This window comes from Pseudomonas sp. BN102 (genome assembly GCF_029871245.1).
GTDB lineage: Bacteria > Pseudomonadota > Gammaproteobacteria > Pseudomonadales > Pseudomonadaceae > Metapseudomonas.
This window is the reverse complement of record NZ_SSON01000070.1, coordinates 264459-290963: the sequence shown is the minus strand read 5'-3', so window position 1 is coordinate 290963 and position 26505 is coordinate 264459. Positions and strand designations below refer to the sequence as shown.

The window sequence follows — 26505 nt, the reverse complement described above, 5'->3', positions numbered from 1 at the left end:
ATCCATGGTTGATGGCCCGGCGCTATACTCGGCACCTTCAATTCACGCGATCCATCACAAGGACTGGTCAATGAAAGCCTTCGGCAAAATCCTGGGCCTCATCTTTCTCGGGCTGTTGCTGATCATAGTGGCACTGGGCTTTGCCCTGACCCACCTGTTCGACCCGAACGACTACAAGGACGAAATCCAGCAACTGGCCCGGGACAAGGCCAACCTGGAGCTGACCCTCAACGGCGATATCGGCTGGAGCCTCTTCCCCTGGCTCGGCCTCGAGCTGCACCAGGCCACCCTGGCCAGCGCCACCACCCCGGCCAAACCCTTCGCCAACCTCGACATGATCGGCCTCTCGGTGCGCGTGCTGCCGCTGCTGCGCCGTGAAGTGCAGATGAGCGATATCCGCGTCGAAGGCCTCAACCTCGACCTGCAACGCGACGACAAGGGCCAGGGTAACTGGGAAGGCATCGGCCGCCCGGCCAAGGCCCCGGCACCCGCCCAGGCCGGCACCCCCACCACCCCGGCACCGGCTGGCGAAACGCCCCCGGCGCCCGCCGAGCAAAAGCCGGCGCGCCCGGTCAAGCTGGATATCGACAGCCTCACCGTGCACAACGCCCGCGTCGACTACAGCGATGCCAAGAGCGGCAAGCAATTCAGCGCCGAAGGCATCGAGCTGACCACCGGTGCAATCCGCGAAGGCGCCAGCATCCCGGTCAAGCTCAGCGCCTTCTTCGGCACCAACCAGCCGGTCCTGCGGGCCAAGACCGAGCTCACCACCAACCTGCGCTTCGAGCGCGCCCTCAAGCGCTACCAGCTGGAAGACCTCAAGCTCAGCGGCGAAGCCTCAGGTGAACCGCTGAAGGGCAAGACCCTGGCCTTCAATGCCCAGGGCCAGGTGCTGGCCGACCTTGCCGCCAACATCGCCGAATGGAACAGCCTGAAGTTCTCCGGCAACCAGCTGCGCGCCCTTGGCGATATAAAGGTGCATAGCCTGGACAAGGGCCCACGCCTGGAAGGTGGCCTCTCCATCGCGCCGTTCAACCTGCGCGAGTTCCTCACCGGCGTCGGCGTCGAGCTGCCGCCCATGAGCGACGCCAACGCCCTGCAGAAGTTCGAGCTGGTGACCAAGCTCAACGGCAGCACCAACAGCCTGGCCTTTGAGGGCCTCAGCCTCAAACTCGACGACAGCAGCTTCAGCGGCCGCGTGGCGGTGGCCGACTTCGCGCAGAAGGCCGTGCGCCTCCAACTCAAGGGCGACAAGTTCGACCTGGACCGCTATCTGCCGCCCAAGACCAAGGCCAAGCAGGAAGCCAAGAGCGCCCGCCAGGCCGAAGTGAAGACCACTGTGGCCGCCGCCAGTCAGGGCAACACCCCGCTGCCCAACGCGCCCACCCAGGCGGCCTGGAGCGAAGCCCCCGTGCTGCCGGTGGACCAACTGCGCAAGGTGGACCTGGAAGCCGCCCTGAACATTGGCCAGCTCACCGTCGACAAGCTGCCGATGACCGATTTCAGCCTCAAGGCCAACGGCAAGGGCGGCCTGCTGACCCTGGAGGACCTGCGCGGCGGCCTTTTCGGCGGCAGCTACCAAGCCAGCGCACAGATCGACGCCCGCCCGGCGGTACCGCTGCTGAAGGCGCAGAAGCGTGTCAGCAAGGTGCCGGCGGAGCAGCTGCTCAAGGCCCTGGAGCAGAAGCCCCCGGTCCGCGGCCTGCTGGACATGAATGCCGACATCACCACCAGCGGCAACAGCCAGAAGGCCTGGGTCGACGGCCTCAATGGCACCTCGAGCTTCGTCCTGAACGACGGCGCGCTGCTTGACGCCAACCTCGAGCAGCAGCTCTGCCAGGGCATCGCCACCCTCAACCGCAAGGAGCTGAGCAGCACCCGCGACGGCAAGGAAACCCCCTTCGAGGAACTCAAGGGCTCACTCAACTTCGTCAATGGTGTGGCCAGCAACCCCGACCTGCGCGCCAGCATCCCCGGCCTCAAGGTCAAGGGCGACGGCGCCGTGGATCTGCGCGTACTGGGCCTGGACTACCGCGTGGGCGTGATCATCGAAGGCGACAAGAGCGAAATGCCGGACCCGGCCTGCCAGGTCAACGAGCGCTATGTGGGCATCGAGTGGCCGCTGCGCTGCCGCGGCCCGCTGGAACTGGGCGCCAAGGCCTGCCGCCTGGACAAGGACGGCATGGGCAAGGTGGCCGCCAAGCTGGCGGGCGAGAAGCTCTCCGAGAAGCTCGAGGAAAAGCTCGGCGACAAGGTCAGCCCGGAACTGAAGGACGCGCTCAAGGGGCTGTTCAAGCAATGACTCCCGAGCAGTTCTCCGGCGCCGTTCTCGATTGGTACGACCGCCACGGGCGCAAGGACCTGCCCTGGCAACAGGGCATCACCCCCTACCGCGTCTGGGTTTCCGAAATCATGCTGCAGCAGACCCAGGTCAGCACCGTGCTCGGCTACTTCGACCGCTTCATGGAGGCGCTGCCCACGGTTCAGGCCCTGGCGGCGGCCCCGGAAGATGAAGTGCTGCACCTCTGGACCGGCCTCGGCTACTACACCCGCGCCCGCAACCTGCAGAAGACCGCGAAGAAGATCGTTGCCGAGCACGGCGGCGAATTCCCTTGCGACGTCGACCAGTTGGCCGAGCTGCCGGGTATCGGCCGCTCCACCGCCGGCGCCATCGCCAGCCTGTCCATGGGCCTGCGTGCGCCGATCCTCGACGGCAACGTCAAGCGCGTCCTGGCCCGCTACGTCGCCCAGGACGGCTATCCGGGCGAGCCCAAGGTGGCGAAGCAGCTCTGGGAAGTGGCCGAACGCTTCACCCCGTATGCCCGGGTCAACAACTACACCCAGGCGATGATGGACCTCGGCGCCACCCTCTGCACCCGCAGCAAGCCCAGCTGCCTGCTCTGCCCGCTGCAAAGCGGCTGCCGAGCACACCAGTTGGGCCGGGAGAGCGCCTACCCCGTCGCGAAACCGCGCAAGGCCCTGCCGCAGAAGCGCACGCTGATGCCGCTGCTGGCCAGCCGCGATGGAGCCATCCTGCTCTATCGCCGCCCCTCGAGTGGGCTCTGGGGCGGGCTCTGGAGCCTGCCGGAGCTGGACGACCTCGACGCCCTTCCCCCATTGGCCAGCCAGCACGCGCTGCACCTTGGCGAGCGCCGTGAACTGCCTGGCCTGACCCACACGTTCAGCCATTTCCAGCTGGCCATCGAACCCTGGCTAGTGCAGGTGGAAGGCAGCGCCCCCGCCGTGGCCGAGGGCGACTGGCTCTGGTATAACCTCGCCACCCCGCCGCGCCTAGGGCTAGCCGCTCCGGTGAAGAAGCTGCTCAAGCGCGCGGCCGATGTATTGAATGCAGGAGAGATGAGATGACCCGCACCGTGATGTGCCGCAAATTCAAAGAGGAACTGCCGGGCCTGGAGCGTCCGCCGTACCCCGGCGCCAAGGGCGATGACATCTTCAACAACGTGTCGAAGAAGGCCTGGGACGAGTGGCAGGCCCACCAGACCATGCTGATCAACGAGCGTCGCCTGAACATGATGAACGCCGATGACCGCAAGTTCCTCCAGGCCGAAATGGACAAGTTCCTCTCGGGCGAAGACTACGCCCAAGCCGAGGGTTATGTGCCCCCGAGCGCGTAAGCACCCGTAATAACTAAAATTTTTTTCAGAAGGGTGTTGACGAGGGGCCGGCAAATCCGTTTAATAGCGCCCCGTTGCCCAGGTAGCTCAGTCGGTAGAGCAGGGGATTGAAAATCCCCGTGTCGGCGGTTCGATTCCGTCCCTGGGCACCACTAATACCGTCAAAAAGCCTCAGCCATGCGCTGGGGCTTTTTGCTTTCCGGCCCCCGCACTTTATTCCCCCTGCCCTCCCCATCACGAAGTGGAGGCCCCCGGACAGCGCTGCTAACCTCACAGCGTACCGCTGCACCCTGCTGTGAGCCCCAGGCCGGCTTTGGCCCGGAGAGGGCCAGTCCTGAGGGAAATGGGGGATCGCATGAAGGGAATAGTCTTCAACCTGCTGGAAGAAGTGGTCACCCGGCACCGAGGCGCGGATGCCTGGGACGCCCTGCTGGAAGGAGCGGACCTCGACGGCGTGTACACCTCCCTCGGCAGTTACCCGGACGAGCATATCTACCGGCTGGTGGGGGCCGCCTCGGAGGCGCTGGGCATGCCGCCCTTCGACGTGCTGCGCTGGTTCGGCCGGGAAGCCATGCCGGCGTTGGCCAGCCGCTACCCGGCCTACTTCACTCCCCACGCTTCGACCCGCCCCTTCATCCTCAGCGTCAACGCCATCATTCATCCCGAAGTCCGCAAGATCTATCCGGGAGCCGACGTGCCCACCTTCGGCTTTCACGACGACGCGGACGGCACGCTGCTGATGACCTACCGCTCCCCGCGTCGCCTCTGTGCGCTGGCCCACGGCTTCATCGAAGGTGCCGCGGCGCACTTCGGCGAATCCCTGGACGTCGACCACCTCGACTGCATGCATCGAGGGGATCCCGAGTGCCGCTGCCGCATCACCTTCCACGGCAAACGTCCGGATTGAGCGGCCATGGACCACTCACCCGAGCAAGACACTGAAGCGGACAAGCTGCGGCGCCGCCTGCAGCGTGAGCGCCAGGCACGCCTGGAGGCGGAGCTGATCGCCGAGCGCGGCTTGCGCGAGCTCTATGAAAAGCAGCAGCAGCTGCAGTTGCTGGAGTCCATCGCCGACGCCGCCAACGGCGCCGCCTCGGTCGCCGACGGGCTCAGCTTCACCGTGCGCAGCATCTGTCAGTTCACCGGTTGGCGGATCGGCCACGCCTACCTGACGGTCAATGTCGAAGGCGAACCGCGCCTGCGTTCGACTGCCATCTGGCACAGTGCCGACGAGGCACGTTTCACGGACTTCTGCCAGGTGACCGAAGCCATGGAGTTCCGCCCCGGCATAGGGCTGCCCGGCCGCGTGCTCGCCAGCGCCGCTCCGGCCTGGATCACCGATATCGCCCAGACCCCCGAGTTCTGCCGCATCGCCGCCGCGGAACGGGCCGGCCTCAAGGCTGCGGCGGCTTTCCCCGTGCTGGTGGGCAGCGAAGTGGTCGGTGTTTTGGAGTTCTTCGCCAACAGCGTACTGGCGCCGGACGATACGTTGCTGCACCTGATGGCGCAGATCGGCGTGCAGATGGGTCGGGTGGTGGAACGCAAGCGCGCCGAAGAGCAACTGATCGACGCCTTCCACGACCCGCTCACCGGCCTGCCCAACCGCGCGCTTTTCGCCGATCGCCTGTCGCGCGCCGTGGCCCGTTGCAGCCGCCATCGGGAGGCGGCCTTCGCGGTGCTGTTCATCGATCTAGACCGCTTCAAGCTGGTCAACGACAGCCTGGGCCACCTGGCCGGCGACCTGCTCATCATCCAGGTCGCCGCGCGCCTCGGCGGCTGCCTGCGGCAGAGCGACACCCTGGCGCGGATGGGCGGCGACGAGTTCACCATCCTGCTGGACTGCATCGACGCCCCCGACGCTCCGGTGCTGGTCGCCGAGCGCCTGATGAGCGCCCTGGAACCGCCCTTCCTCATCAATGGCGAGCAGCTCTATATCAGCGCCAGCATCGGCATCGCCCCCAGCGACCTGGGCTACGAGTCGGCGGAAGAAATCCTCCGCCATGCGGACCTGGCCATGTACCGGGCCAAGACCCTGGGCAAGCACCGCTTCGAGCTCTTCGACCACAGCATGCACGACCTCGCCGTCGGCCGGCTGACGCTGGAGACCCAGCTGCGCCAGGCACTGCTAAACGGCGAGTTCATCCTGCACTACCAGCCCATAGTCCGACTGCCCGGCGAAGAGATAGTGGGCGTGGAAGCGCTGGTGCGCTGGCAGAAGTCGACCGGCGAACTGGTCTACCCCGGCGACTTCATCCAGGTGGCCGAGGACACCGGCCTGATCCTGCCGCTCGGCCTCTGGGTACTGCGCGAAGCCTGCAGCAACATGGCGCGCTGGCACCGGGAACATCCCCGCCCCGCGCCTCTTACCGTGAGCATCAACCTGTCGGCCCGCCAGTTCGCCCAGCATGACCTGGTAAAACAAGTCGGCAGCATCATTGCCGAAACCGGCATCCGCCCGGAGTGCGTTCGCCTGGAGATCACCGAAAGCGTGTCCATGGCCGACTCCGAGCGGACCACCGCGGTGCTCGAGCAGCTCCACAACCTGGGCGTACGCATCAGCATCGACGACTTTGGTACCGGCTATTCCTCCCTGAGCTACCTGCACCGCTTCCACCTGGATGTACTGAAGATCGACCGTTCCTTCGTGACCCAGCTCGACCAGTGCCCGGAAGGCCGGCAGATAGTGCAGACCATCCTCAGCCTGGCCCGCAACCTGGGCATCGAGGCCGTCGCCGAGGGCGTCGAAACCGAACGCCACCTGGCGATTCTCCAGTCCCTGGACTGCGACTTCGGGCAGGGCTACCTCTTCGCCCGACCATTGTCCGCCACCGCCTTCGCCGGGTTGCTGAAAGAAAAAACGCTGCTGGCCGGGCATGATTCGACCGAATCCGGCATCCTCGCCGCGCCATTTGAGTAAGCGATTGATTCTGAAAGAAAAATGCATGTGGATGGAGCTAAAGCGCGCCAGCCGGGTATTTCAGTCCGATGCCGGGGCTTTTTAGCTACCGCGACAAGCAACTGCAGCGATGCGACAACCTCGCTCGCAGAGCCATTGCAGGGCTCCCCGCCGGCTTTCGCCTGGCAAAGCGCTATGCTAGGTTGGCCGTCGCCAGGAAGGCCGCCCCACCGCCCGAGTGCCCCCGAACAATAAGAGGACCCCCCATGGCCCAAGCCACGCCAGCGCTTGAAATCCGCAACCTGCACAAACGCTACGGCGATCTCGAAGTGCTCAAGGGCATATCGCTCACCGCCAACGACGGTGATGTGATCTCCATCCTCGGCTCCTCCGGTTCCGGTAAGTCGACCTTCCTGCGCTGCATCAACCTGCTGGAGAACCCGCACGAGGGCCAGATCCTGGTAGCCGGCGAAGAACTCAAGCTCAAGCAGAGCCGCAGTGGCGAGCTGGTCGCCGCCGACAACAAGCAGATCAACCGCATGCGCAGCGAGATCGGCTTCGTCTTCCAGAACTTCAATCTCTGGCCGCACATGACGGTGCTCGACAACATCATCGAAGCGCCGCGCCGCGTACTCGGCCAGAGCAAGGCCGAGGCCACCGAGATCGCCGAGGCCCTGCTGGCCAAGGTCGGTATCTCCGACAAGCGCCATGTCTACCCGACCCAGCTTTCCGGCGGCCAGCAGCAGCGCGCGGCCATCGCCCGCACCCTGGCCATGCAGCCGAAGGTGATCCTGTTCGACGAGCCCACTTCGGCTCTCGACCCCGAGATGGTACAAGAAGTGCTTAACGTGATCCGCGCGCTGGCCGAGGAAGGCCGCACCATGCTGCTGGTCACCCATGAAATGAACTTCGCCCGGAACGTTTCCAGCGAAGTGGTTTTCCTTCACCAGGGGTTGGTAGAAGAGCAGGGACCGCCACAGCAGGTATTTGACAACCCGCTATCGGCGCGCTGTAAACAATTCATGTCCAGCAATCGCTAAAACACGGAGCAAGATCGCATGAAGAACTACAAGAAGATTCTGCTGGCTGCGGCCGCCACTCTCGCTTTCGGCACCAGCGCCATCGCCGCCGACAAGCTGAAGATCGGCACCGAAGGCGCCTACCCACCCTTCAACCTGATCGATGCCAGCGGCCAGGCCGGCGGCTTCGACGTCGAGATTGCCCAGGCCCTCTGCGCCAAGATGAAGGCCGAGTGCGAAGTGGTCACTTCCGACTGGGACGGCATCATTCCCGCCCTCAACGCCAAGAAGTTCGACTTCCTCGCCGCCTCCATGTCGATTACCGAAGAGCGCAAGCAGGCCGTCGACTTCACCGACCCCTACTACACCAACAAGCTGCAGTTCATTGCCCCGAAAGGCTCTGACTTCAAGACCGACAAGGCCAGCCTGAAAGGCAAGGTCATCGGTGCCCAGCGCGCCACCATCGCCGGCACCTGGCTTGAAGACAACATGGCCGACGTGGTCGACATCAAGCTGTACGACACCCAGGAAAACGCCTACCTCGACCTGTCTTCCGGCCGTGTCGACGGCGTGCTGGCCGACAAGTTCGTCAACTGGGAATGGCTGAAGAGCGATGCCGGCAAGGACTTCGAGTTCAAGGGCGACCCGGTGTTCGACAACGACAAGATCGCCATTGCCGTGCGCAAGGGCGACCCGCTGCGCGAGAAGCTGAACGCAGCGCTGAAGGAGATCGTTGCCGACGGCACCTACAAGAAGATCAACGACAAATACTTCCCCTTCAGCATCTATTGACCTGCCTGCCGGTGCCGCCTGACCGCGGCACCGGCACTTGAACCCCCATGACCCTAGACCTCTACGGATTCGGCCCGGCCCTGGCCGCGGGCACCCTCATGACCATCAAGCTGGCGCTTTCCGCGCTCTCGGTGGGCCTGGTGCTCGGCCTGCTCGGTGCATTGGCCAGGACATCATCCATCAAGCCGCTGCAGTGGCTGGGTGGCACTTACTCCACACTTGTGCGCGGGATCCCCGAGTTGCTCTGGGTCCTGCTGATCTACTTCGGCACGGTCAACCTGATGCGTGCATTGGGCGAATGGCTCGGCTACCCCGATCTGGAACTGAATGCCTTCGCCGCTGGCACCATCGCCCTCGGTCTGTGCTTCGGCTCCTACGCCACCGAGGTATTCCGCGGCGCCATCCTGGCCATTCCCAAGGGGCACAGCGAAGCTGGCATGGCCCTGGGCCTGTCCAAGGGACGCATCCTCTGGCGGGTGATCCTGCCGCAGATGTGGCGCATCGCCCTGCCTGGCCTGGGCAACCTGTTCATGATCCTGATGAAGGACACCGCCCTGGTCTCCGTGATCGGCCTCGAGGAAATCATGCGCCGCTCGCAGATCGCCGTGACTGCCAGTAAGCAGCCCTTCACCTTCTTCATGGTCGCCGCCTTCATCTACCTGGGCCTGACCATCCTCGCGATGATCGGCATGCATTGGCTGGAGAAGCGCGCCGGCCGTGGCTTCAAGCGGAGCGCAGCATGAACTGGGACGTCATACTCAAATACCTGCCGCAACTGGCCCAGGGCGCGATCCTCACCCTGGAACTGGTAGCCATCGCGGTGCTCGCCGGCCTGATCGTCGCGCTCCCCCTGGGCATCGCCCGCGCCTCCCGCCACTGGTACGTGCGCGCCCTGCCCTACGGCTACATCTTCTTCTTCCGTGGCACGCCGCTGCTGGTGCAGCTGTTCCTGGTCTACTACGGGCTGGCGCAGTTCGAAGCGGTGCGCAAGGGGCCGTTCTGGCCCTATCTGCGCGACCCCTTCTGGTGCGCCGTGATCACCATGACCCTGCACACTGCGGCCTATATCGCCGAGATCCTGCGCGGCGCCATCCAGGCGGTGCCGCCGGGCGAGATCGAAGCGGCGCGGGCGCTGGGCATGTCGCGGTTCCAGGCGCTGTTCTTCATCATCCTGCCGCGCGCGGCGCGCATCGGCCTCCCGGCCTACAGCAACGAAGTGATCCTGATGGTCAAGGCCAGCGCCCTGGCCAGTACCGTCACCCTGCTGGAACTCACCGGCATGGCGCGCACCATCATCGCCCGCACCTACCTGCCGGTGGAGATCTTCTTCGCCGCCGGCCTCTTCTACCTGCTGATCGCCTACGTGCTGGTGCGGGCCTTCCGCGTGCTCGAACGCAAGCTGCGAGTAGATGCCCTGCAAGGCCGCTGAGGCCGGTTACCGCTCCTCGTCCACGGGATGAGGAGCGGTGGCGGCAGCGTTATAATCGCCGCCCCCGATTCCCTTCCGCTACGCCAGCATGACCACTCCCGCGCTCCTCCAAGGCCCGCTCCTGCGGGAACGCTTCGCCGCCCTGGACAACTTCCTGCGTGCGCACCAGGATCTCTGGCGTCCGGCACCCTTCACCGAACTGCATTTGCCCTGGGAAGACCGGTATCCCGAGCTGGCCGGCTGGCTGCGTCAGCGCACCCTGGCCGAGGCGGAAGCCATCCACAATCACCCCGAGCAGCTCCAGGCTCCGGCCCCGTACCCACAGCTCGCCGCCCAATCTGCGAACCTCAGCTGGGTGGGCGAACTGCCGGCCGCCCGCCTCGAAACCGTCTCAACCGCCTTCACTGTCGACGTGCCTGGGCGCAAATGGCAGCAGATAGAAGCCTTCGCCAGCCGCCTCGGTTTCCGCCAGGCTCCCGGCCATTGGCTGGACTGGTGCGCCGGCAAGGGGCATCTGGGTCGCCGCCTGGCCCATGACGGCACTGCACTGACCTGCATCGAACTGGACCCCGAGCTGGTCGGCGACGGGCAACAACTCAGCCGCCGCCTCGGTCTTGCCGCCGAGCACCGGGAGCAGGACGCGCTGGCCGATAGCGCCGCCCACCACCTCTCGGCCGCCCATACGCCGGTCGCCCTGCATGCCTGCGGCGATCTCCATGTGCGCCTGCTGCAATTGGCCAGCGCCGCCGGTTGCCGCCAACTGGCCGTGGCGCCCTGCTGCTACAACCGCATCCGCACCCCGGACTACCGACCACTGTCCGCCACGGCCCGAGCTTCTTCGCTTCACCTGAGCCTGGCCGACCTGCGCCTGCCGCTCAGCGAAACCATCACCGCCGGCGCCCGCGTCCGCCGCCAGCGCGACCAGTCCATGGCTCGGCGACTGGCTTTCGATCTGCTGCAACGGGAACTGCGCGGCTGCGACCAATATCTGTCGGTCCCGTCCCTGCCCACCAGTTGGCTGGGCAAACCCTTCGCCCAATACTGCCGCGAACTCTGCGAACTGAAGGAGCTGCCCTGGCCAATGGAACGAGACTGGGACGCCCTGGAAGCACTGGGCTGGCAGCGCCTGGCCGCAGTGCGCAACCTGGAGCTACCCCGCAGCCTGTTCCGCCGCCCACTGGAAATCTGGCTGCTCCTGGACCGCGCCCTGTTTCTCGAAGAGCAGGGTTACCAGGTCAGCCTCGGCAGCTTCTGCCCAACCCAACTGACCCCGCGCAATATCCTGCTGCTGGCCGAACGCTGAGCTTACCCACAGAACCTGTGGATAACTTTGTTGATGAAATCTGGGCAACCTGCCGCCAGCCCTTCCCCTGTGCGGCCAGCGACAGCTGGACGTTTTTTGGACAACCCACAAAAAGCCAATGAAAACAGCAGGTTGAAAAAATCCGAGAATTGCCGCACAAAATCTCAGAATGGCCGTGTCAGCTGAATCGCCATTGTGCATAAGCATCCTGCCTCTGATTCGAAAACCAAACGCACCTGTTGCGTAATGGTTTACTCGCCACGCCCAATCGCTATAATGGCGGCCCTTCTTCGCCGGTATAGCTCAGCTGGTAGAGCAACTGACTTGTAATCAGTAGGTCCCGGGTTCGATTCCTGGTGCCGGCACCATATACATCAAGGGTTTGGAACGACTCTTCGTTTTTGACCCCGTAATCAGATGTTCCCGAGGTACGCAATCGGTACAGTCCTGTGCCGAGCCAACCTCGGAGAACATATGGCAACCTTCGTAAAGTCCCCCTCCGGCGCCTGGAAAGCGGTTATCCGCAAGACCGGCTGGCCGACGACCGCCAAGACCTTCCGCACCAAACGCGACGCTCAGGATTGGGCCCGACGCACCGAAGATGAAATGGTGCGCGGCGTCTACATCGAACGAGGCAGCTCGGAGCGCATGACGCTTGAAAAAGCGCTGAACCGTTACCTTTCAGAAGTATCTCCCACCAAGGCACCGAAGACGGCCAAGTCGGAGGAAAGCAGCGCTAAGGTCCTATCAGCTCGCCTGGGCAAGTATTCGCTAGCAGCCCTGACTCCCATGCTCATCGCCGAGTACCGCGATGCCCGGTTGTCCGAGCGCAGCCGAAGAGGCAAGCCACTCAGCAACAACACCGTTCGACTAGAGCTTGCCCTGCTCAGCCACCTCTACACGGTCGCCATCCAGGAATGGGGCATAGGACTACCGTGCAATCCACTTCTGAACGTCCGCAAGCCCAGCCCAGGCAAAGGCCGCGACCGCCGCCTCACTGCTGAAGAGGAGCGCCAGCTGTTCGCGGCAGTAGACGCTCATTGCAATCCGATGCTGGGCTGGATTGTCCGCATTGCCGTGGAGACCTCCATGCGCTCGTCAGAAATCGCAGGCCTTCGCCGAAATCAGGTCGATCTAAAGCGCCGGGTCGTACGTTTGCCATTAACAAAGAACGGGGAGGCACGGACTGTCCCGCTAAATCGTGTCGCGACGGAAACGTTTCGGATCGCACTGGCGAACCCAATACGCCCGATTGACTGCGACTTGGTGTTCTTTGGGGAGCCGGGAAAGGACAAGAAACGACGCCCCTACGCTTTCACCAAGAAATGGGGCGAGTTGAAGAAAAAGCTGGGTATGGCGGATTTGCACTTTCACGACCTGCGGCACGAGGCGGTCAGTCGACTTGTCGAGGCCGGGCTTTCGGACCAAGAGGTTTCGGCAATCAGTGGGCACAAGTCGATGCAAATGCTCAGGCGCTACACCCACTTGAGAGGCGAGGACTTGGTAAGCCGGCTGGATAACGTGCAGGGGAGTGCAGGCTAATGCAAGGGAGCATAGGCCACTGCTAGGGAGGCATAAGTTTGCGCATGCGCAAACTAGGGTAAGCACAGGGAATTAGAGGGACGAATACAAAAAGGCCATTTTTTGGGGGGGTCGCCGGGACTGTTAAGGAAACCAATCAGAGGGTTTCCCCATGCAGTCGGCAATTCCCACCCAGTTTCTAGAACACACCGCAGCAGCAAAAATCGAGCGAGAGCTGACGGAGCGATTCGGTCCCTTGCTCACGGCCGACCATCTTGCCGAAGTGCTTCACCGCCCTCTGGAGAGCCTACGGTGGAGCCTGTGGCAGCAAAACGAGTTCGCTAGAACCATCAATTCAACCCGCGTGAAGATCGGCCGTCGCAACTACTACCGCGCCGCCGATCTTGCAGTCATTTTGGCTGGCGGAGCGACTCAATGAGGTTTTTCCAGGAGAAAGATCAACGCGACGCAGCGTGAGCTGCGTCTTATGGATCACCAACTATCGTTGCTCGGCCCGCAAGAGGAGGCTGAGCTGTTTCACGATCAACAGAGAAGTGGCTTCTTCGCACTGCTAGTGCAGCTCCCAGATAAGAAGCGCCAATCATCCTATCGCCTAACCGATATGCCGGCCGTACTGGAAATGGTCGACCCTACTCGGGATACCTGGATCTCGCAGGCCGAATTTTTCCGCCGCAATCGCCGGGTGGTGAATTTGGCCAGGATCGGACTTCTGTTTGTCGATCTGGACACCTATCGGCAGCCCTGGGCGCAGGGACGCACTCCCGAGCAGCAGGCCTCCGACGCCCTCTATCACTGCCATGCTGAAGGCATCCCCGCCCCTTCGCTGATGGTTTTCAGCGGGCGCGGCTTGCAAGCCAAGTGGTTACTAGACGGCTGCCTGCCGCGTGCGGCGCTGCCCCGTTGGAACGCTTGTCAGCGTCATCTTGTAAGTAGGCTGGATGTGCTTGGGGCCGACCCTGCCGCCATGGATGCCTCTCGCGTGCTACGCCTGGTCAATACGGTGAACAGTAGAAGCGGCGAGATTTGCCGCGTCGTCCACGTTGAGAATGGATTAGACGGCCATCCAGTACGCTACTCGTTCGAGTACATGGCCGAAATGCTATTACCAACAGCTCGCTGGGACATTGAGGCTACAAAGCATGCGCAATTCAACCGTCGGCAGCTCAAGCTCCTGGCCGGCCACAAGACGGGCGATCTGCGCACATTCAATGCTCGACAATTGGCATGGGATAGGTTGGAGGATCTACGCACTCTCGCCGAATTGCGCGGCGGCGTAAACGAAGGAGAACGAATGCAGCACTTGTTCTGGCAGTTGAATTTCCTACTTCTGTCAGGGGCAGTGCACAGCGCGGAGATGTACCACGAGGCAGCTGCGCTTGCCTGTCAGTTAGACCCTCAGTGGACCTACCGAAGCGCCGAGCTTATGACTCTTTACGCCAAGGCCAAAGCCTACAACGCCGGGGAGAAAGTTGAGTTCGGAGGCAGAATGCATGTCCCGCTTTACACTCCCAAGAATGACACGCTGATCGACCTGCTTCAGATCACGTCATGCGAACAAAAACACTTTCGTACGATTATTAGTAGGGAGGTGGCCAGAGAGCGCCACAGGGCACGCGAGGAGACCCGTAGGCGCGATGCTGGATCGATCGATAGGGAAACCTATCTAGGTATCGCTGGTGCTAAGCGGTCAACAGCGCGAGCGCTCAGTGCACAGGGCTTTTCCGTACGAGCCATAGCGGAGCGCATAGGCATATCGATCGGCTCTGTATCGAACTACCTCAACCACTGAAACTAGGGGTGTTCAAGGTCCGTGCGTATTACTAATGGCGAAGCCTAGCCGAGCCCTTCGTGACCAACAATCTGCGTTGGCTATGACCCCAGACTGCATTTGACTAGTCCAGCTGCGTCGTAGCGGCTGATAGAACACGATTTGAAGTGGGCATTCGCATTTGCGGTGCCACTCGTCCCGGAGCCTGCCGCGAAAAGAGGGGCAACAATATTTCCACGCCAGCCCAACCCGCCGTCACAGTTGTTACAAAGAAAAGGAGAGGCAAGGCTGTGGTAAAAAAAGAAAAATGGAAATTTGAAAAGACCTAAACCATTGCCGAAAAACGCAAATACTTACCTCCCGATGATGGGCGTGCGATGACCAAGTTAGCGAATGTCGACTTTGACGACTGCGTGCTGGACGCGCTACGCGACGAGAAGCTCGTCGTGTTTGCTGGTGCTGGTGTTTCGATGGGGCCACCGTCGAATTTGGCCAGTTTTTGGAAATTGACTAGTGATATTGCCCAGGGCACTGGGATGGCCCCATCCGAGCCATTGGATCGCTTTCTAGGACAGCTACAGCATCGCAAGGTGGCCGTCCACGAACGCGCTGCCCATTTACTGTCACCTGCTGGCAGCGCGCCCAATAATTTGCACTACGATCTGTTGCGGCTGTTCCGCACGGTGGAGCACGTGAGGCTGGTGACCACCAACTTCGATCTGCATTTTGAGACTGCGGCAGAAAGCCTGTTCGGAGCCACGCTGGATACCTATCACGCTCCTGCGTTACCACTGGGCAACGATTTCACTGGCATCGTCCACCTCCATGGCGCACTGCCGCGTACACGAAGTCTCGTTCTGACGGACGCAGATTTTGGCAGAGCCTACTTAACCGAAGGCTGGGCCAGACGCTTCTTGGTGGATGTGTTCCGCCGATACACAGTGTTGTTCGTGGGATATAGCCACAACGATGTGGTGATGAACTATCTGGCCCGCGCATTACCAACAGAAGGAGTTGCGGGCCGTTTCGCTCTCACCGACGAAGATGGAAGCTGGGATCTCCTTGGCATCAAGCCCATTCGTTTCAATCGCGGAATGGGGGCTGATGCCTACCAGGAACTTTACGAAGGTGTGCAAACACTTGCCGAGCGAGCCACACGGGGTGCATTGGACTGGCAGTCCAGGCTGGCTGAAATTGGCGGGCGAGAGCCTCCAACAGACGAAGAAGCGATTGGCGAAGTTGAACAAGCGCTACGTGAAGTACATACCACGCGCTTTCTCACAAATGTTGCGCGGAGTGCTGCGTGGCCGAGATGGTTGAGTGCGCGCAAGCATATTGACGCGCTGTTCGGCGTAGCCGAGCTGAACGAGCGGGACAGGCTCCTGGCATGGTGGCTGGCGGAGCATTTCGCGATCGAGCATCCCGATGCAATTTTCGAGTTGGTCGCTAAACACGGCCTACGACTGAATCCAGTTGTGTGGTGGTCGATTGGCCGCGAGCTGGGTGCAACGAAGGAAAAGTTGCTCGATGAGTCGGCGCTCAAACGCTGGGTTACGATTTTGCTCGCCACAGCACCGCCTAACGCCGACCACCACGTATTGTTATGGCTTGCCGAACGATGCGCCGACCAAGGTCTAGTCGCGTATACGCTTAAGGTGTTCCTCTTGATGGGCGAGCACAGGCTCAACATCAAACCAGGGTTCGCCTGGAATGGAGGAGAGGAAGACGAGCCAGGAAGTCGTCTAGCAGCAGAATGCCAACTGCTGGCCGACCACTGGTCTTTGAATGAGGTTTGGGTGAAGCATTTAAGGCCTCATCTCGCCTCTGTAGCGCAGCCACTGCTTTCCAGCGTTGCGCGGCACCTGGAAAACATGCACCACGATCTCGCGGCTTGGGATAAGGCGTCCCCAACGTGGGACCCAGTGAGCTACGGCCGCTCCGCGATAGAACCGCATGAGCAGGACCGTTACCCTGAAGCCATCGACATGCTAATTGATGCGGCACGAGACGCACTGGAATGGCTTGCCGCCAACGTACCTGTATTAGCCGACGCCTGGATCGAGACGCTAGTAGCATCAGATGTACCTTTGCTGCGGCGGCTGGCAATTCACGCAACGACGGCGCAACCAGAAAAATCGGCGAACGAGCGCTTGAGGTGGATGCTAGATCGCGTCGATCTATACGAACTTTCGACACACCATGAAGTTCACCGCGCAGTAGCCCTGAGTTATGCCACTGCTGACGATGAAGTGCGTCAGGTCGTCATAGACGCTTTGCTCGCACAAAAAATGTCGGACAGCGACAACTGGCCCGCAGAGCAGCGCACTGCGCGAGTGCATTTCGATTGGCTGTCGTGGTTGCTCCATTCGAAACCCGACTGTCCGCTAGCCGGCGCTGCATTGGCGCCGATTAAAGCTGAGTATCCAGAGTGGCAGCCTTCAGAACATCCCGACCTTACCCACTGGACTGGTTCAGCGGGTTGGGTGGGGTCTCAAAGCCCGTGGACCGTTGAGCAGCTGTTGGCTCAGGAGCCAGCTGAGCACCTTGATGACTTACTCAATTTCCAAGGCAGTCACTTCGACGGGCCAGATCGAAGGGGTTTAGTCACAGCGATCCAAGAGGCTTGTAAGCAGAATCCATCTTGGTCATTCGCACTGACGGCGGCGCTGGAGGCTCGTTCGCTATGGCAATCTGATTTGTGGTCCGCGGTAATAGGGGGATTGCAGGAGTCTAATCCCGCGATAGAGGAGTGGCGTGCATTATTGTTGATTGTTTCGAGACAAGAGTTGTACGAGGCGCATCCCTCCGACATTGCCAGGTTGCTTTTCGCTCTCGTCAAAGATGGCGGCAAGCCTTTCGCTCTGGATTTGCTGGATGAGGCGAACGGAGTCGCGTTACCTGTCTGGCAAGCCCTATTGCCTGACGCTCACGACGAGGAGATTGATGATTGGCTATCGCGTGCTATCAATCGGCCGGCCGGTGTCATTGTTGAGTTCTGGTTAAACAGCCTGACCCTGCTCATGCGTGGCAGGACAGGTGTCGAACGCACGCTGCCTGAGAACTACCGACAGTGGTTCACGATGGTGACACAGGAGGCAACCTCAAAGGGTGGCTTAGGGCGTAGCCTGTTGGCCAGCCAGACAGCATTCTTGTTTGGCCTTGATGAAGGATGGACACGGCAGCACATCATTCCGCTGTTCAGCGACGACGACCCGAAAAAGTTTGCGCAAGCCTGGGATGGATTCTTAGTCTGGGGCCGGTTGTATCCGGCGCTTGCAGAGGCGTTGTTGCCCGCCTTTCTCGGCGCTATCGCAAGGATTGGAGCAGATCTCCCGCGTCAACAAAGCCGTTTTATTGAGTTCTTTACAGCGTTGGCTGTGTTTCATGTGAGCGACCCGACGCAAGAGCTTTTGCCAGCCCTATTCCGTCATGGCTCCGTGGAAGATCGTGTCGGCTTCGTGTCTCATCTCGGCTTCTTCTTAGGTCAGATGCAGTCACCCGCCAAGCAGCAGCTATGGGACGCTTGGTTACACCGCTACTGGCAGGATCGCCTGCAATCGGTACCCGCCGCACTGGACGAATCAGAAACTCTGAAGATGATCGAGTGGTTGCCGGAGCTTGGCGACCTGTTCCCCGTGGCCGTATCACTGGTAGTCCGAGCGCCACATATCCGACTCGAGCACTGCCACGTGCCATACAACTTGCGTGAGAGTGATCTAGTGACACGCTATCCGACAGAAACTGCAGAACTGCTCATTTATCTCTGCAATTGCACCGTCGGCTATCACGTCGCTGATCTCGGCAAGGTTGCCGGTCGTTTACCTGAGTTGGCACCTGAATTACGCAGGCAGCTTAACGACGGCCTAGCGAGAATTGGGGCTAACTCGTGAGAAGGTTAGAGCATGGCTAGCCTCTGTCACCAGAAACGTAGCCTGATACTTGGGTGCTCATTGGGGCAGTATCGGTGCGTCATTGGGCATCGAAAGGCTGCCAGAGTGCTCGACTGGGATTTGCCGATAGCAATTTAAGGGGCGCGATAGGTGCCGTCTGGGTGTTCAGTAGGTGCTTCGTTGGGCCGCGATGGTGTTGCTTGGGGCGCATCAGGTCTTCCTGGTGCGCCATCGGTGCAGGGAGGTGCTTAGAATCTCGCAGGGTTCGGATTGGCGTCGTCATCGTCCCTAGCGTTCCGACGGTGCTTCCGTCGTTGACGCTCGGCAGCACCTTGCGCGTTGGATTTCCGAACCTCCGCTAGTCGCTTGGTAGCAACCTCCGCCGTCAACTCAGCAGCATCGGCTCGACGCGTCTCCATCTCGGCCTGCTTCTCGGCCTCGTCCGTTCGGCAGCGCAGTGCCTCCAATTCACTTTTCCACCAACCCTCTTGCATTTGCAACCGACGCGCCTGTTCGCGCAATTCTGCGCGAGCAATTCGTAACGCTTCCTCCTCTGCGTTGGCCAGCCGCCGTCGGTAGTCAGCCCCGGCCATTAGCTCATAGCTGAATACCTGGATCACCCGCGCAAAGAGCCAGCCTGAGAAGAAGGCCACTAATGTGAGCGGCCAGGCGTGGAGCAAGATGGTCCTGCCCACGGCCAGGGGTCGCCAGTCATAGCCGGTCCAAACCGCCAGGCGCGTGCCTAACAGAGGCTTCTCCATCCACTGGTAGAGCAACACTGTCAGCACGGCCAGCACCACGAGAGACAGAATCGGATTGATCCATTGGTTCAGCCATGCTTGTAAGGGCTCCATTATTTTTTTCATCGGAGGTACACCTCGGTAATCTCAGGGCGAAAATGCCCAAGCTCCTGCGAAACAGTTTCGAGGGCATCGCGTCGGCTCAATCCCAGCCGTTGGAGTTCGCCCATGCGTTGCTGGGCATAGCTGTGCCTGAGCCCATGAGCGCCGGCCGACCACCCCAGCGCTCGATTCGAGGCCGCGCTGTAGCTGCTCGACCAACGATGGCCACCAGCAAGGTCGTAGTGCTGCTGATAGTGAATACCCCTGTCCGTAACCTGGCGGGGGGCATCGAGGCGCAGGTTCTCCAGTCGAACGACAAGTTGGTGAGGAATGATGACCAGCCGAACAAGGCCACCTTTGCCATGGACGGTGTAGAGAACGCCCTGACGACCGAGGAATTTCTCGCGTCGTGCCGGACGCAGGTCGGGCGCACGCTCATCGCTGCGACGCAGGGTTAGCAATTCATGCGCCCGCAGGCCGGCGGCATGAGCCACATCGGTGGCCAAGGCATTTCGAGACTGCTGCGCCTGCGCCACCATCGAAACCTGATCGCGAGTGTAGGCACGGGACTTCAATGCCTGGTCCAGTTCGGACCTCACCACGCAGAGTGTCTGCCCTGGCGCCAGTTGTCCCGTGACATGCTGGAACATGGTCTGGATCGCCTGGCGCTCCATGTTCAGCGCGCTCTGCCCTACCGATTGAGCCCGTACCTCCAAGTAACGTAATGCCTGCTCAGGTGACAGTGCTTGTAGACCGCCCGGGATACGCTCCGATTTTGTCCACTCCGCAACGCGAGTCAGGGCCGACTCATAGTTCCGCACCGTACCGACCGACCTAAGCACAGCATCCCGCCCCTGGAGCTTCTTCACAACAGCGGCGGCCTGTTTATCTGAGGAAGAGAACTTAGCCAAGTAGCCCCTCCACCACAGTCTGCCGACTCAGCCAACGGGCAACGGTTGTATGGACCACACGCACTCGCCGCTCCCCGAGCCAACGTTGCAGCTCGGCGATGGTCGCGCCGGCCTGCCGTAGAGCGAGGAGCTCGCCAGCGTAGCGATCCAGCCGGGAGCACCGAAAAGTGGTTTTACGACGTGCGCGTGTCGCGCTTCGCAGCCGAGCAGCCTCGGCCAGAGGGTCAAATGGGATTTGGCTCATGAAGTTGCTCCTATGCGGGCTTTACAGGAGCAGCGTATCGACTAGCAAGATGCGATCAATCGAATCGGGGGGCAAAAACGCACTGTGCGTGTGCAGGTCAGGATGGTCTGTAAGAACACCTGGCCGACTGTAGTCGGACTCAGCGGCTATTCGCCTGTTCGCCCCTGTTCGCACCGTGGTGCTGGCTCGGACTGATCTCGCCATGTAATCGGGATTAGGGAGCTGATCGGCTCCTGCGTTATTGACCAGTACGCGACTGACCCCACCTGTTTAATCGCAGCCGGTGGAGTGGCTATGCCACACAGAATCACTGTGGGCGTCTCGGTTGTTTACATGGGCGGTGCCATGGGCAGATACACGTCTGCCAGCGGATCAACGGGCACAGACTAGCGCTGCCCGCCAACCTGCGCTATCGGCGTTTGCAGATCGGCGCGTGGAATGGGCGCGCCATTCTGTGCGCGGAAGTGGCTCAACGCGAGTGCCCCCGCTATGTGCGGGACCACGCAGTGGGTCTGACATAGCGGGGGCACGAGCGCACGCCAAAACGTCAGGGGAAACCGTTACCGCTTACGCAGCGACGCAGGCGCGCAGGAGGTGCTCGCTTTTACCAGGTGAATCGGTGGCGAGGACATGTAACGAGCCCTATTGTGGTGGCTCACAAACCAGCACACTTGGAGGTGCAAATGACCAACCAAATGACCGCCGATGAACAGCAGCAAATCACTATCAGGGCTCGAGCGCTGTGCGCTCTAGCCGACGCAGATGGTCACGTAAACATTGCCGAGGGGAGCCTCTGGTTGAGCACCAGATCCCATATGGAAGCGGAGTATGCGTCCGACGAGAATGTGGACGAGACAGTCAGTTTCTCTCGCGCTCCCTACTGGATAGAAATGTGTGGTGCTGAACCGATCCCCATTCTCGGCCCTGACGATCCTGATCTGCTGGAATACCTGCTCTAATACGTCCCGCTCAAAGCCCCCGATTGGGGGCTTTGTCATTTCAGGGGCACAAGAAATCGTTACCGCTTACGCAGCGACGCGTGTAAGCAGATGGTGATCGTTTTTACCCAGCGATTCGGTGGCGATACGACCTGGCCATGGATAGCCTCGACCTCATTACCCAATTGAGGAGTCGAGCGATGCCCCAACCTGCACCGAAACCGCTGCTACATAGAACGACGACCTGGCTGGGGTGGTCCGGCTTGACCCTCGGTCCCGGGCTTGCCGCCCTGCATGTTTCCGGGATGTCGTTCAGCGGCACCTATCTGGCCTATGCAAACGCGGCCTACGCCGAGTGGGAGCACAGCCAATCGTGGGTGGATGTGCCGCTGATCTCCCTCGTCGCCGTTCTAGGCCGAGCCCTCCTGGCGTGCTGGGTCGTCTGCTGGTTGTGGCGGATCGGCAAGGCCCTCCAGCACCGGTTCCGCCAGGCGGGAGGTGCGCAATGAACCGCCGTCGCTGGATCGCCCTGGCAGTCGTCTCACTGGTGTTTGGGCAGTTGGCCACCTGGGGACTCAATCATTGGGGAATATTCGGCTTCCTCCCCGGCCTGCTTATCGGAGGTCTGCTCGTCCTGAAAATCATCCCGAGTCCTGCGTATCTGGAGGCCTGAGATGGACGCAGAGGACTATGCCGGTTTTGGCTGGTTGTTTGGCATCTGGCAGGACACGGCGCTGTCCCTATTGGCCGCTACCTCGCCCGTTTTTGAGGCAATCGGAGCCAGCTCCGTCGCGCTGGTTGGCGTGGTGGGATTCCTGTGGCTGATATTGGTGCTGCTACGGGTAGCGGACGTCGGACTGGTCAGGGGTCTGGTGGGTGGCGCCTTGATTTTTGGCCTGCTCCTGCTGGGCATGCGTCCGACCACGTTCGCACAGCCAGGCCGAGCGGCGTTACCACTGCTGGAAGTCCAGAGCGTTCCCCTCAAATTCGCATTGAACCTGCACGGCATCTACGCCAGTTCGTTGTACCAGGTCATGCGCGAGCATCAGGTTGCCGGGCAGATTGTGCCAGCCCAGAAGGCCGTGGACGACGCGATCGAGCGCAGCGCCTCTCTGTACGAGGGAAGCGATCTAGCCCGGCTGATTCACGACTACAACCAATCCTGTGCCCCCAGTCGCACAGCCGTGGCCGGACCAGAGCACGAAACAGCAGTGGAGGCCTATCACGCGATCGGTCTGCTGGGCGGCGGCGGACTGGGAATACCCGATGAGGCCGTTTCGGTGCTGAGTCAGGCCAAGGCGGCAGCGGCAGGATTCTGGACCTATGTGTATGGCGACAAGGCGGAAAACGGTGGCTGGTTCAACTGGATCTATGGAGGAGCGGCCCGCGAGGGTGCTATGAAAGCCTATGACCTCGGCAGTGTTCGTGACCGACGAACTGCTGGAGTGAGGGCTCTGGAGCAAGCGAAACGGCCTTTCCTGGGCAGCAGCGCTGGCTACGCGTTGCCGACTCAGGGGCACTGGGAAGCGAACTTCCAGGGGCGCGCCAACGTCAATCCGGCTTATCTAGCTACGTCAGAGATTCCCGACGTGGAGACCATGGCAACTCATCCTGACCGACCGTCGCTCCTGTTCATCCCGCGTGACTGTGTGCAGGCATACCGAGTTGCGCAGCTCGGCGCAGAGCAGGCCTACAAGGCACTGCAGACCATTGGGGGGCGGACGTCTGAGGGGCATAGTGCAAGCGCTCAAAGTGGTTCAATCAGTGCCGGCATCGCCTGGCAGCGCCTGCTCAGCCGTTCACTGAGCGGCACAGGTGAGGTCTCGGGCGGCAGCGCCTCCGCAGCAGGCGGAATCCTGGCAGGAGTCCAAATGTTCAAGAACTGGAAAGCCTGGCTGGAATTGCAGACCCTCTTGCCTATGTACGCCGTTGGTATGGCTGGACTGTTCTGGCTGGTCCTGTTCGCGGCCCCCATTGCTCTGCTGATTGCTCCCCTGCGTGGCATTCAAGTAGTTATCTCTTGGCTGTCGATGCTGCTGTTTCCATTGCTGGCCATGGTGTTCGCACACGCGATCGCCATTGCGACCTCGCTGGCAATGGCTGGCATCTCCGTTGGCCAAGCGGCCATGGCCAGCGGATGGTCAGGTGCAGGGGCTGATCTCGATATCCTTCGCGCCGGGCTTGGCATAGTGGCCGCTGTAATGCTCGGCATTGCGACCTGGCTCGCCTCCTCCCTCACCGGGGTCTCGATTTCCGGATTGGCAGGCAGCGCGCGGGGGGCCGTGGCCACCACCAGCGATGCGGCCTCAATCGTCGCCAAGGTTGTCGGCGGGATGGCCGTCCTCGCGCGGTTCGGTGGGGCAAGGGGGGCAGGGATCGCACCTTCCGGCAGGAGCAGCGTCAGCGGCGGCGGCGGCGGAAACTCTTCCAGTGGTGTACGCCCCACGCGCCCCAACCCTCCCCCTGTCAGCCCGCCGACGCGACCGGCAGGTGGTTCCAACGACATCTTGCGAGCGAGGGGCATCAGTTTGACGCCAACACGCGCCACCCAAGCCAACGCACTCAAGATGGCCAACGACAAGAAGGTACGCGCCCAGGCCGGGTTTGAACGGCTGCGCCGCAAGCTCGATAAGCAACGGGAGGAATAATGCGAATTCCCGCTAAGCCAGGAAATTGGGCGGAGGCCATCGTGTTCGCCAGCTCTGCCACTCAGGTGGTGGCTCATCTGAACACGCTCGCAGACGATGATAGGGAGGAGGTTCGCCTGGCCGTAATGACGGCCATCGCCCTGGGCGATAGAGCGGATCTGGAACAGGCATTCCCTGATCTGGCCTTCGCCAATCCCGAGCATGGGGACTGGCCCTTCCTCAGCCAGAAATGACAAAGCCCCCGAATGGGGGCTTTGTCATTTAACCCAGCGCAGCCGGGATGGAAGTCTGCGCGTAAGGTGCAGCGTGTTGGCATTGCAGCCACCAACATCATCCACAACTCCAGCCACCTCGAACGGGCGACCACCTGCGCATGGCTATCCTACAGAAGGCGTAAGCGGTAACGCAACGGTATAGTTAGCGTCCCACGCCAGCCAGGTTCCCAGTGCCATGAAACCGCAGTCTCCCCATCGCAGTGCAGTCGCAATCCGCCAAGAAAGCTACCGGCAACGCAAAGAGGAAGCCGGCTATCGACGACGAACCCTGTGGTTGCACCAGGACAGCGAGCAGCGGGGATATGAGCATGGGTTCAATGGCGGCGCCTTGCTGCCAATGCCGGAAGGTGTGGATCAGTTCAGCTACAGCGCCGGCTGGTTCCAGGGGGCTGGTGATCGTCGGATGCCTGTGTTCTGCACCTGCTGCCAGAACCAGCTCGGCCATGGCACAGCCCGCGATTTCTACGAACTGACAACGATGCGCCCCTACGAGCTCATCTGCGACGAATGCGTGCCCCTGATGGAGGAGCACAAACGGGGCTCGTGACACAGCCAAGCCCTTTAACAATGAGCACCTCTGATCCAATGGGAGGTGCTCCATGAAGGTTCGTGTGTTCGGTCTTGCTCTGGCTCCGTGGCGATTCCTGGTCGTGAGCGTCGCAAACTTCAGCTTCGCGCTCTCCGCTGGCGGAGCGTGGTTTCCCTCGGCCACGGCCAATAGCTCCCTGCTCGGCCTGCTGCTGAGCGCACAGGTGGTGTCGTTTGGCCTCCTCCTCGGCGCAGTATCATTTTTCTATGCCGGGGTGCGAAGCTGGAAACCTGACTGGACGAACGCAGCCATCCTGCTCAATGCGGCCGTGCTCGGCAGTTACGTCGGTAATCAATTGGGAGGCTTGTGTACGTAGTTGCGCCGACCTGACCATCAGATTGCATTCCTACCGGCCAAGCACCTTCATTCGGATCGACCAGCCTCTTGTATGCAGTGTGACAGGCCAAACGACCGGCAGCACACGACCCACAGCTGCCGGCTGCAAAGGGCAGCAATCGGCCGATTCTGTTGAAAAAGTCGGTGTCGTCGCGATTCACTCATTCGAGGCCGGAAAAACATCCGATTGAGGCGTCGCTATGCGAAATCTGGAGCAATTCAGTGTTGACGCTGGCTCAGATTTCAACGTTAGCCGCTCACTTTCGCGGCCAGACATTGCGGAGGGAGTTTTTCAACAGAATCGGCCACGAGCGGACGCTCGTCGTGATGATGTATATGCTATTTCAGCAATAGCTAGCCTATCTCGGTTTTGGATTCAGGGAGTGGAAATGAAGAAGGATCTCGTAGACCGCTTTGCCGGGTGCCTGCTCGGCCTAGCTTGCGGTGACGCGGTTGGAACTACCGTTGAGTTCTGTCCTCGCAACACATTCCGCCCCCTCACGGACATGAAAGGCGGAGGGCCGTTCGCTCTTGCACCCGGTCAGTGGACTGACGATACGTCAATGGCTCTTTGCCTGGCAGAAAGCCTGCTGGCAAAGAACGGGTTTGACGCCAAGGACCAGATGGCGCGGTATCTCAACTGGTGGCAGTGGGGGTATTTGAGTTCGACTGGTCAGTGCTTCGATATTGGCGTAACGGTCAGACAGGCATTGATGAGCTATCAAAGTACGGGTCAACCCTATGCCGGCTCAATCGAGCCCGAGACTGCCGGTAATGGCTCAATCATGCGACTGGCGCCAGTTGTCCTGTTTTACTTTCCGCATAGAGACAACATCGCAATGTTTGCGCGGCAAAGCTCGTGCACTACTCACGGAGCCGCCGAAGCAGTCCAATCATGCCAACTATTGGCCGATGTCATTGCCAATGCCCTTGAAGGTAGACCGAAGGAGGCAATTTTCGACCTCTCTCCGGCCATGTATTCCGAGCCGGCAATCAGGGACCTTTCTACCGGAAGCTTTATGCACAAGCGTCGCGATCAGGTGCAGGGCACGGGTTACTGCGTTGCATCGCTGGAGGCGGCACTTTGGTGCTTCTGGACTACAGAATCTTTTGAGTCGGCGATATTGGAAGCAGCGAATCTCGGTGACGATGCCGACACCACGGCTGCCATCACGGGCCAAGTAGCTGGGGCGTTCTATGGAAAACAAGGAATTCCATCCAAATGGCTCGACACGCTGCATATGGGCGAAGAAATTGAGGACACTGCGATGGCGCTGCTTCAGGCAGCAACCGCCAGGGCACTTACAAACCCTGAAAATCGAAGATGACCGCTCCGAGACGACTTCTGCCGGTCACGACCGGCAGAGATCGGCCACATGCGGACGTTTAGAGTAGAGAAAATAAATCTTTCCCCTTGTCCTTTCTTATCCCTTTGCGGACAAATCTTG

General features: G+C 61.1%; 24 protein-coding genes and 2 tRNA genes. 24 read left to right on the top strand and 2 right to left on the bottom strand.

The genetic code is table 11. The features are described 5' to 3' along the window. Nucleotides 1–70: 70 nt before the first annotated feature. The 16 genes from E8F12_RS17550 (at nt 71) to E8F12_RS17475 (ending at nt 18274) form a co-directional block, all read left to right on the top strand. On the top strand, nt 71–2302 hold the full coding sequence (locus E8F12_RS17550) for an AsmA family protein (protein WP_280326487.1): 2232 nt from the start codon (nt 71–73) through the stop codon (nt 2300–2302). After that, nucleotides 2299–3366, top strand: coding sequence for an A/G-specific adenine glycosylase (gene mutY, locus E8F12_RS17545; protein ID WP_280326486.1), 1068 nt, complete (start codon nt 2299–2301; stop codon nt 3364–3366). Before E8F12_RS17550 ends, mutY begins: the two co-directional genes overlap by 4 nt. Then, nucleotides 3363–3635, top strand: a complete 273-nt coding sequence (locus tag E8F12_RS17540) for an oxidative damage protection protein (protein WP_280326485.1) — start codon at nt 3363–3365, stop codon at nt 3633–3635. Before mutY ends, E8F12_RS17540 begins: the two co-directional genes overlap by 4 nt. Nucleotides 3636–3711: 76 nt before the next feature. Further along, nucleotides 3712–3787: transfer RNA gene (locus E8F12_RS17535), tRNA-Phe, on the top strand. A gap of 203 nt (nt 3788–3990) precedes the next feature. Continuing rightward, nucleotides 3991–4542 (top strand): heme NO-binding domain-containing protein, encoded by a 552-nt coding sequence (locus tag E8F12_RS17530; RefSeq protein WP_280326484.1) that lies wholly within the window; start codon nt 3991–3993, stop codon nt 4540–4542. A gap of 6 nt (nt 4543–4548) precedes the next feature. Further along, on the top strand, nt 4549–6552 hold the full coding sequence (locus tag E8F12_RS17525; RefSeq protein WP_280326483.1) for an EAL domain-containing protein: 2004 nt from the start codon (nt 4549–4551) through the stop codon (nt 6550–6552). Between the two features lie 245 nt (nt 6553–6797). After that, the gene (locus E8F12_RS17520) at nt 6798–7571 is read left to right on the top strand and encodes an ABC transporter ATP-binding protein (RefSeq protein ID WP_280326482.1); all 774 of its coding nucleotides are present in this window, start codon (nt 6798–6800) and stop codon (nt 7569–7571) included. Nucleotides 7572–7589: 18 nt separating this feature from the next. Then, nucleotides 7590–8342, top strand: a complete 753-nt coding sequence (locus tag E8F12_RS17515; protein ID WP_280326481.1) for an ABC transporter substrate-binding protein — start codon at nt 7590–7592, stop codon at nt 8340–8342. A 47-nt stretch (nt 8343–8389) separates the two neighbouring features. Next, complete coding sequence (locus E8F12_RS17510) at nt 8390–9085, top strand: ABC transporter permease (RefSeq protein WP_280326480.1); 696 nt, start codon at nt 8390–8392, stop codon at nt 9083–9085. Beyond that, nucleotides 9082–9771: an ABC transporter permease gene (locus tag E8F12_RS17505; protein WP_280287782.1), complete on the top strand. Its 690-nt coding sequence runs from the start codon at nt 9082–9084 to the stop codon at nt 9769–9771. Before E8F12_RS17510 ends, E8F12_RS17505 begins: the two co-directional genes overlap by 4 nt. 88 nt (nt 9772–9859) lie before the next feature. After that, nucleotides 9860–11074: a methyltransferase gene (locus E8F12_RS17500; protein WP_280326479.1), complete on the top strand. Its 1215-nt coding sequence runs from the start codon at nt 9860–9862 to the stop codon at nt 11072–11074. 292 nt (nt 11075–11366) lie between these two features. After that, nucleotides 11367–11442, top strand: a tRNA-Thr gene (locus E8F12_RS17495). Nucleotides 11443–11548: 106 nt separating this feature from the next. Continuing rightward, nucleotides 11549–12616, top strand: coding sequence for a site-specific integrase (locus tag E8F12_RS17490; protein WP_280326478.1), 1068 nt, complete (start codon nt 11549–11551; stop codon nt 12614–12616). 151 nt (nt 12617–12767) lie between these two features. Continuing rightward, nucleotides 12768–13034 (top strand): hypothetical protein, encoded by a 267-nt coding sequence (locus tag E8F12_RS17485; RefSeq protein WP_280326477.1) that lies wholly within the window; start codon nt 12768–12770, stop codon nt 13032–13034. Nucleotides 13035–13082: 48 nt separating this feature from the next. Further along, nucleotides 13083–14405 (top strand): replication protein, encoded by a 1323-nt coding sequence (locus E8F12_RS17480; RefSeq protein WP_280326476.1) that lies wholly within the window; start codon nt 13083–13085, stop codon nt 14403–14405. A 356-nt stretch (nt 14406–14761) separates the two neighbouring features. Then, on the top strand, nt 14762–18274 hold the full coding sequence (locus E8F12_RS17475) for a DUF4020 domain-containing protein (RefSeq protein ID WP_280326475.1): 3513 nt from the start codon (nt 14762–14764) through the stop codon (nt 18272–18274). 248 nt (nt 18275–18522) lie between these two features. Here E8F12_RS17475 and E8F12_RS17470 read toward each other — a convergent pair whose 3' ends face one another. Next, nucleotides 18523–19140 (bottom strand): hypothetical protein, encoded by a 618-nt coding sequence (locus E8F12_RS17470; RefSeq protein WP_280326474.1) that lies wholly within the window; start codon nt 19138–19140, stop codon nt 18523–18525. Next, nucleotides 19137–20027: a site-specific integrase gene (locus E8F12_RS17465; protein WP_280326473.1), complete on the bottom strand. Its 891-nt coding sequence runs from the start codon at nt 20025–20027 to the stop codon at nt 19137–19139. Before E8F12_RS17465 ends, E8F12_RS17470 begins: the two co-directional genes overlap by 4 nt. A gap of 927 nt (nt 20028–20954) precedes the next feature. Between E8F12_RS17465 and E8F12_RS17460 the strand changes: the two genes are divergently transcribed. The 8 genes from E8F12_RS17460 to E8F12_RS17425 all read left to right on the top strand — a co-directional run bounded on the left by E8F12_RS17460 (nt 20955) and on the right by E8F12_RS17425 (nt 26385). Then, nucleotides 20955–21230 (top strand): hypothetical protein, encoded by a 276-nt coding sequence (locus E8F12_RS17460; RefSeq protein ID WP_280326472.1) that lies wholly within the window; start codon nt 20955–20957, stop codon nt 21228–21230. A 179-nt stretch (nt 21231–21409) separates the two neighbouring features. Continuing rightward, a complete protein-coding gene (locus tag E8F12_RS17455) occupies nt 21410–21718 on the top strand; it encodes a hypothetical protein (protein WP_280326471.1) in 309 nt (102 codons plus the stop codon). Then, nucleotides 21715–21882, top strand: a complete 168-nt coding sequence (locus E8F12_RS17450) for a hypothetical protein (protein WP_280326470.1) — start codon at nt 21715–21717, stop codon at nt 21880–21882. The genes E8F12_RS17455 and E8F12_RS17450 overlap by 4 nt, the downstream gene beginning before the upstream one ends. A 1-nt stretch (nt 21883) precedes the next feature. Beyond that, nucleotides 21884–23857 (top strand): hypothetical protein, encoded by a 1974-nt coding sequence (locus E8F12_RS17445; RefSeq protein WP_280326469.1) that lies wholly within the window; start codon nt 21884–21886, stop codon nt 23855–23857. Continuing rightward, nucleotides 23857–24090 carry a hypothetical protein gene (locus E8F12_RS17440; RefSeq protein ID WP_280326468.1) on the top strand — a complete coding sequence of 78 codons (234 nt, stop codon included), beginning with the start codon at nt 23857–23859 and terminating at the stop codon, nt 24088–24090. The genes E8F12_RS17445 and E8F12_RS17440 overlap by 1 nt, the downstream gene beginning before the upstream one ends. A gap of 217 nt (nt 24091–24307) precedes the next feature. Beyond that, nucleotides 24308–24679: a hypothetical protein gene (locus E8F12_RS17435; protein ID WP_280326467.1), complete on the top strand. Its 372-nt coding sequence runs from the start codon at nt 24308–24310 to the stop codon at nt 24677–24679. A gap of 52 nt (nt 24680–24731) precedes the next feature. Then, nucleotides 24732–25037 (top strand): hypothetical protein, encoded by a 306-nt coding sequence (locus tag E8F12_RS17430; protein WP_280326466.1) that lies wholly within the window; start codon nt 24732–24734, stop codon nt 25035–25037. 409 nt (nt 25038–25446) lie between these two features. Beyond that, nucleotides 25447–26385: an ADP-ribosylglycohydrolase family protein gene (locus E8F12_RS17425; RefSeq protein WP_280326465.1), complete on the top strand. Its 939-nt coding sequence runs from the start codon at nt 25447–25449 to the stop codon at nt 26383–26385. The last annotated feature ends 120 nt before the right edge of the window (nt 26386–26505 follow it).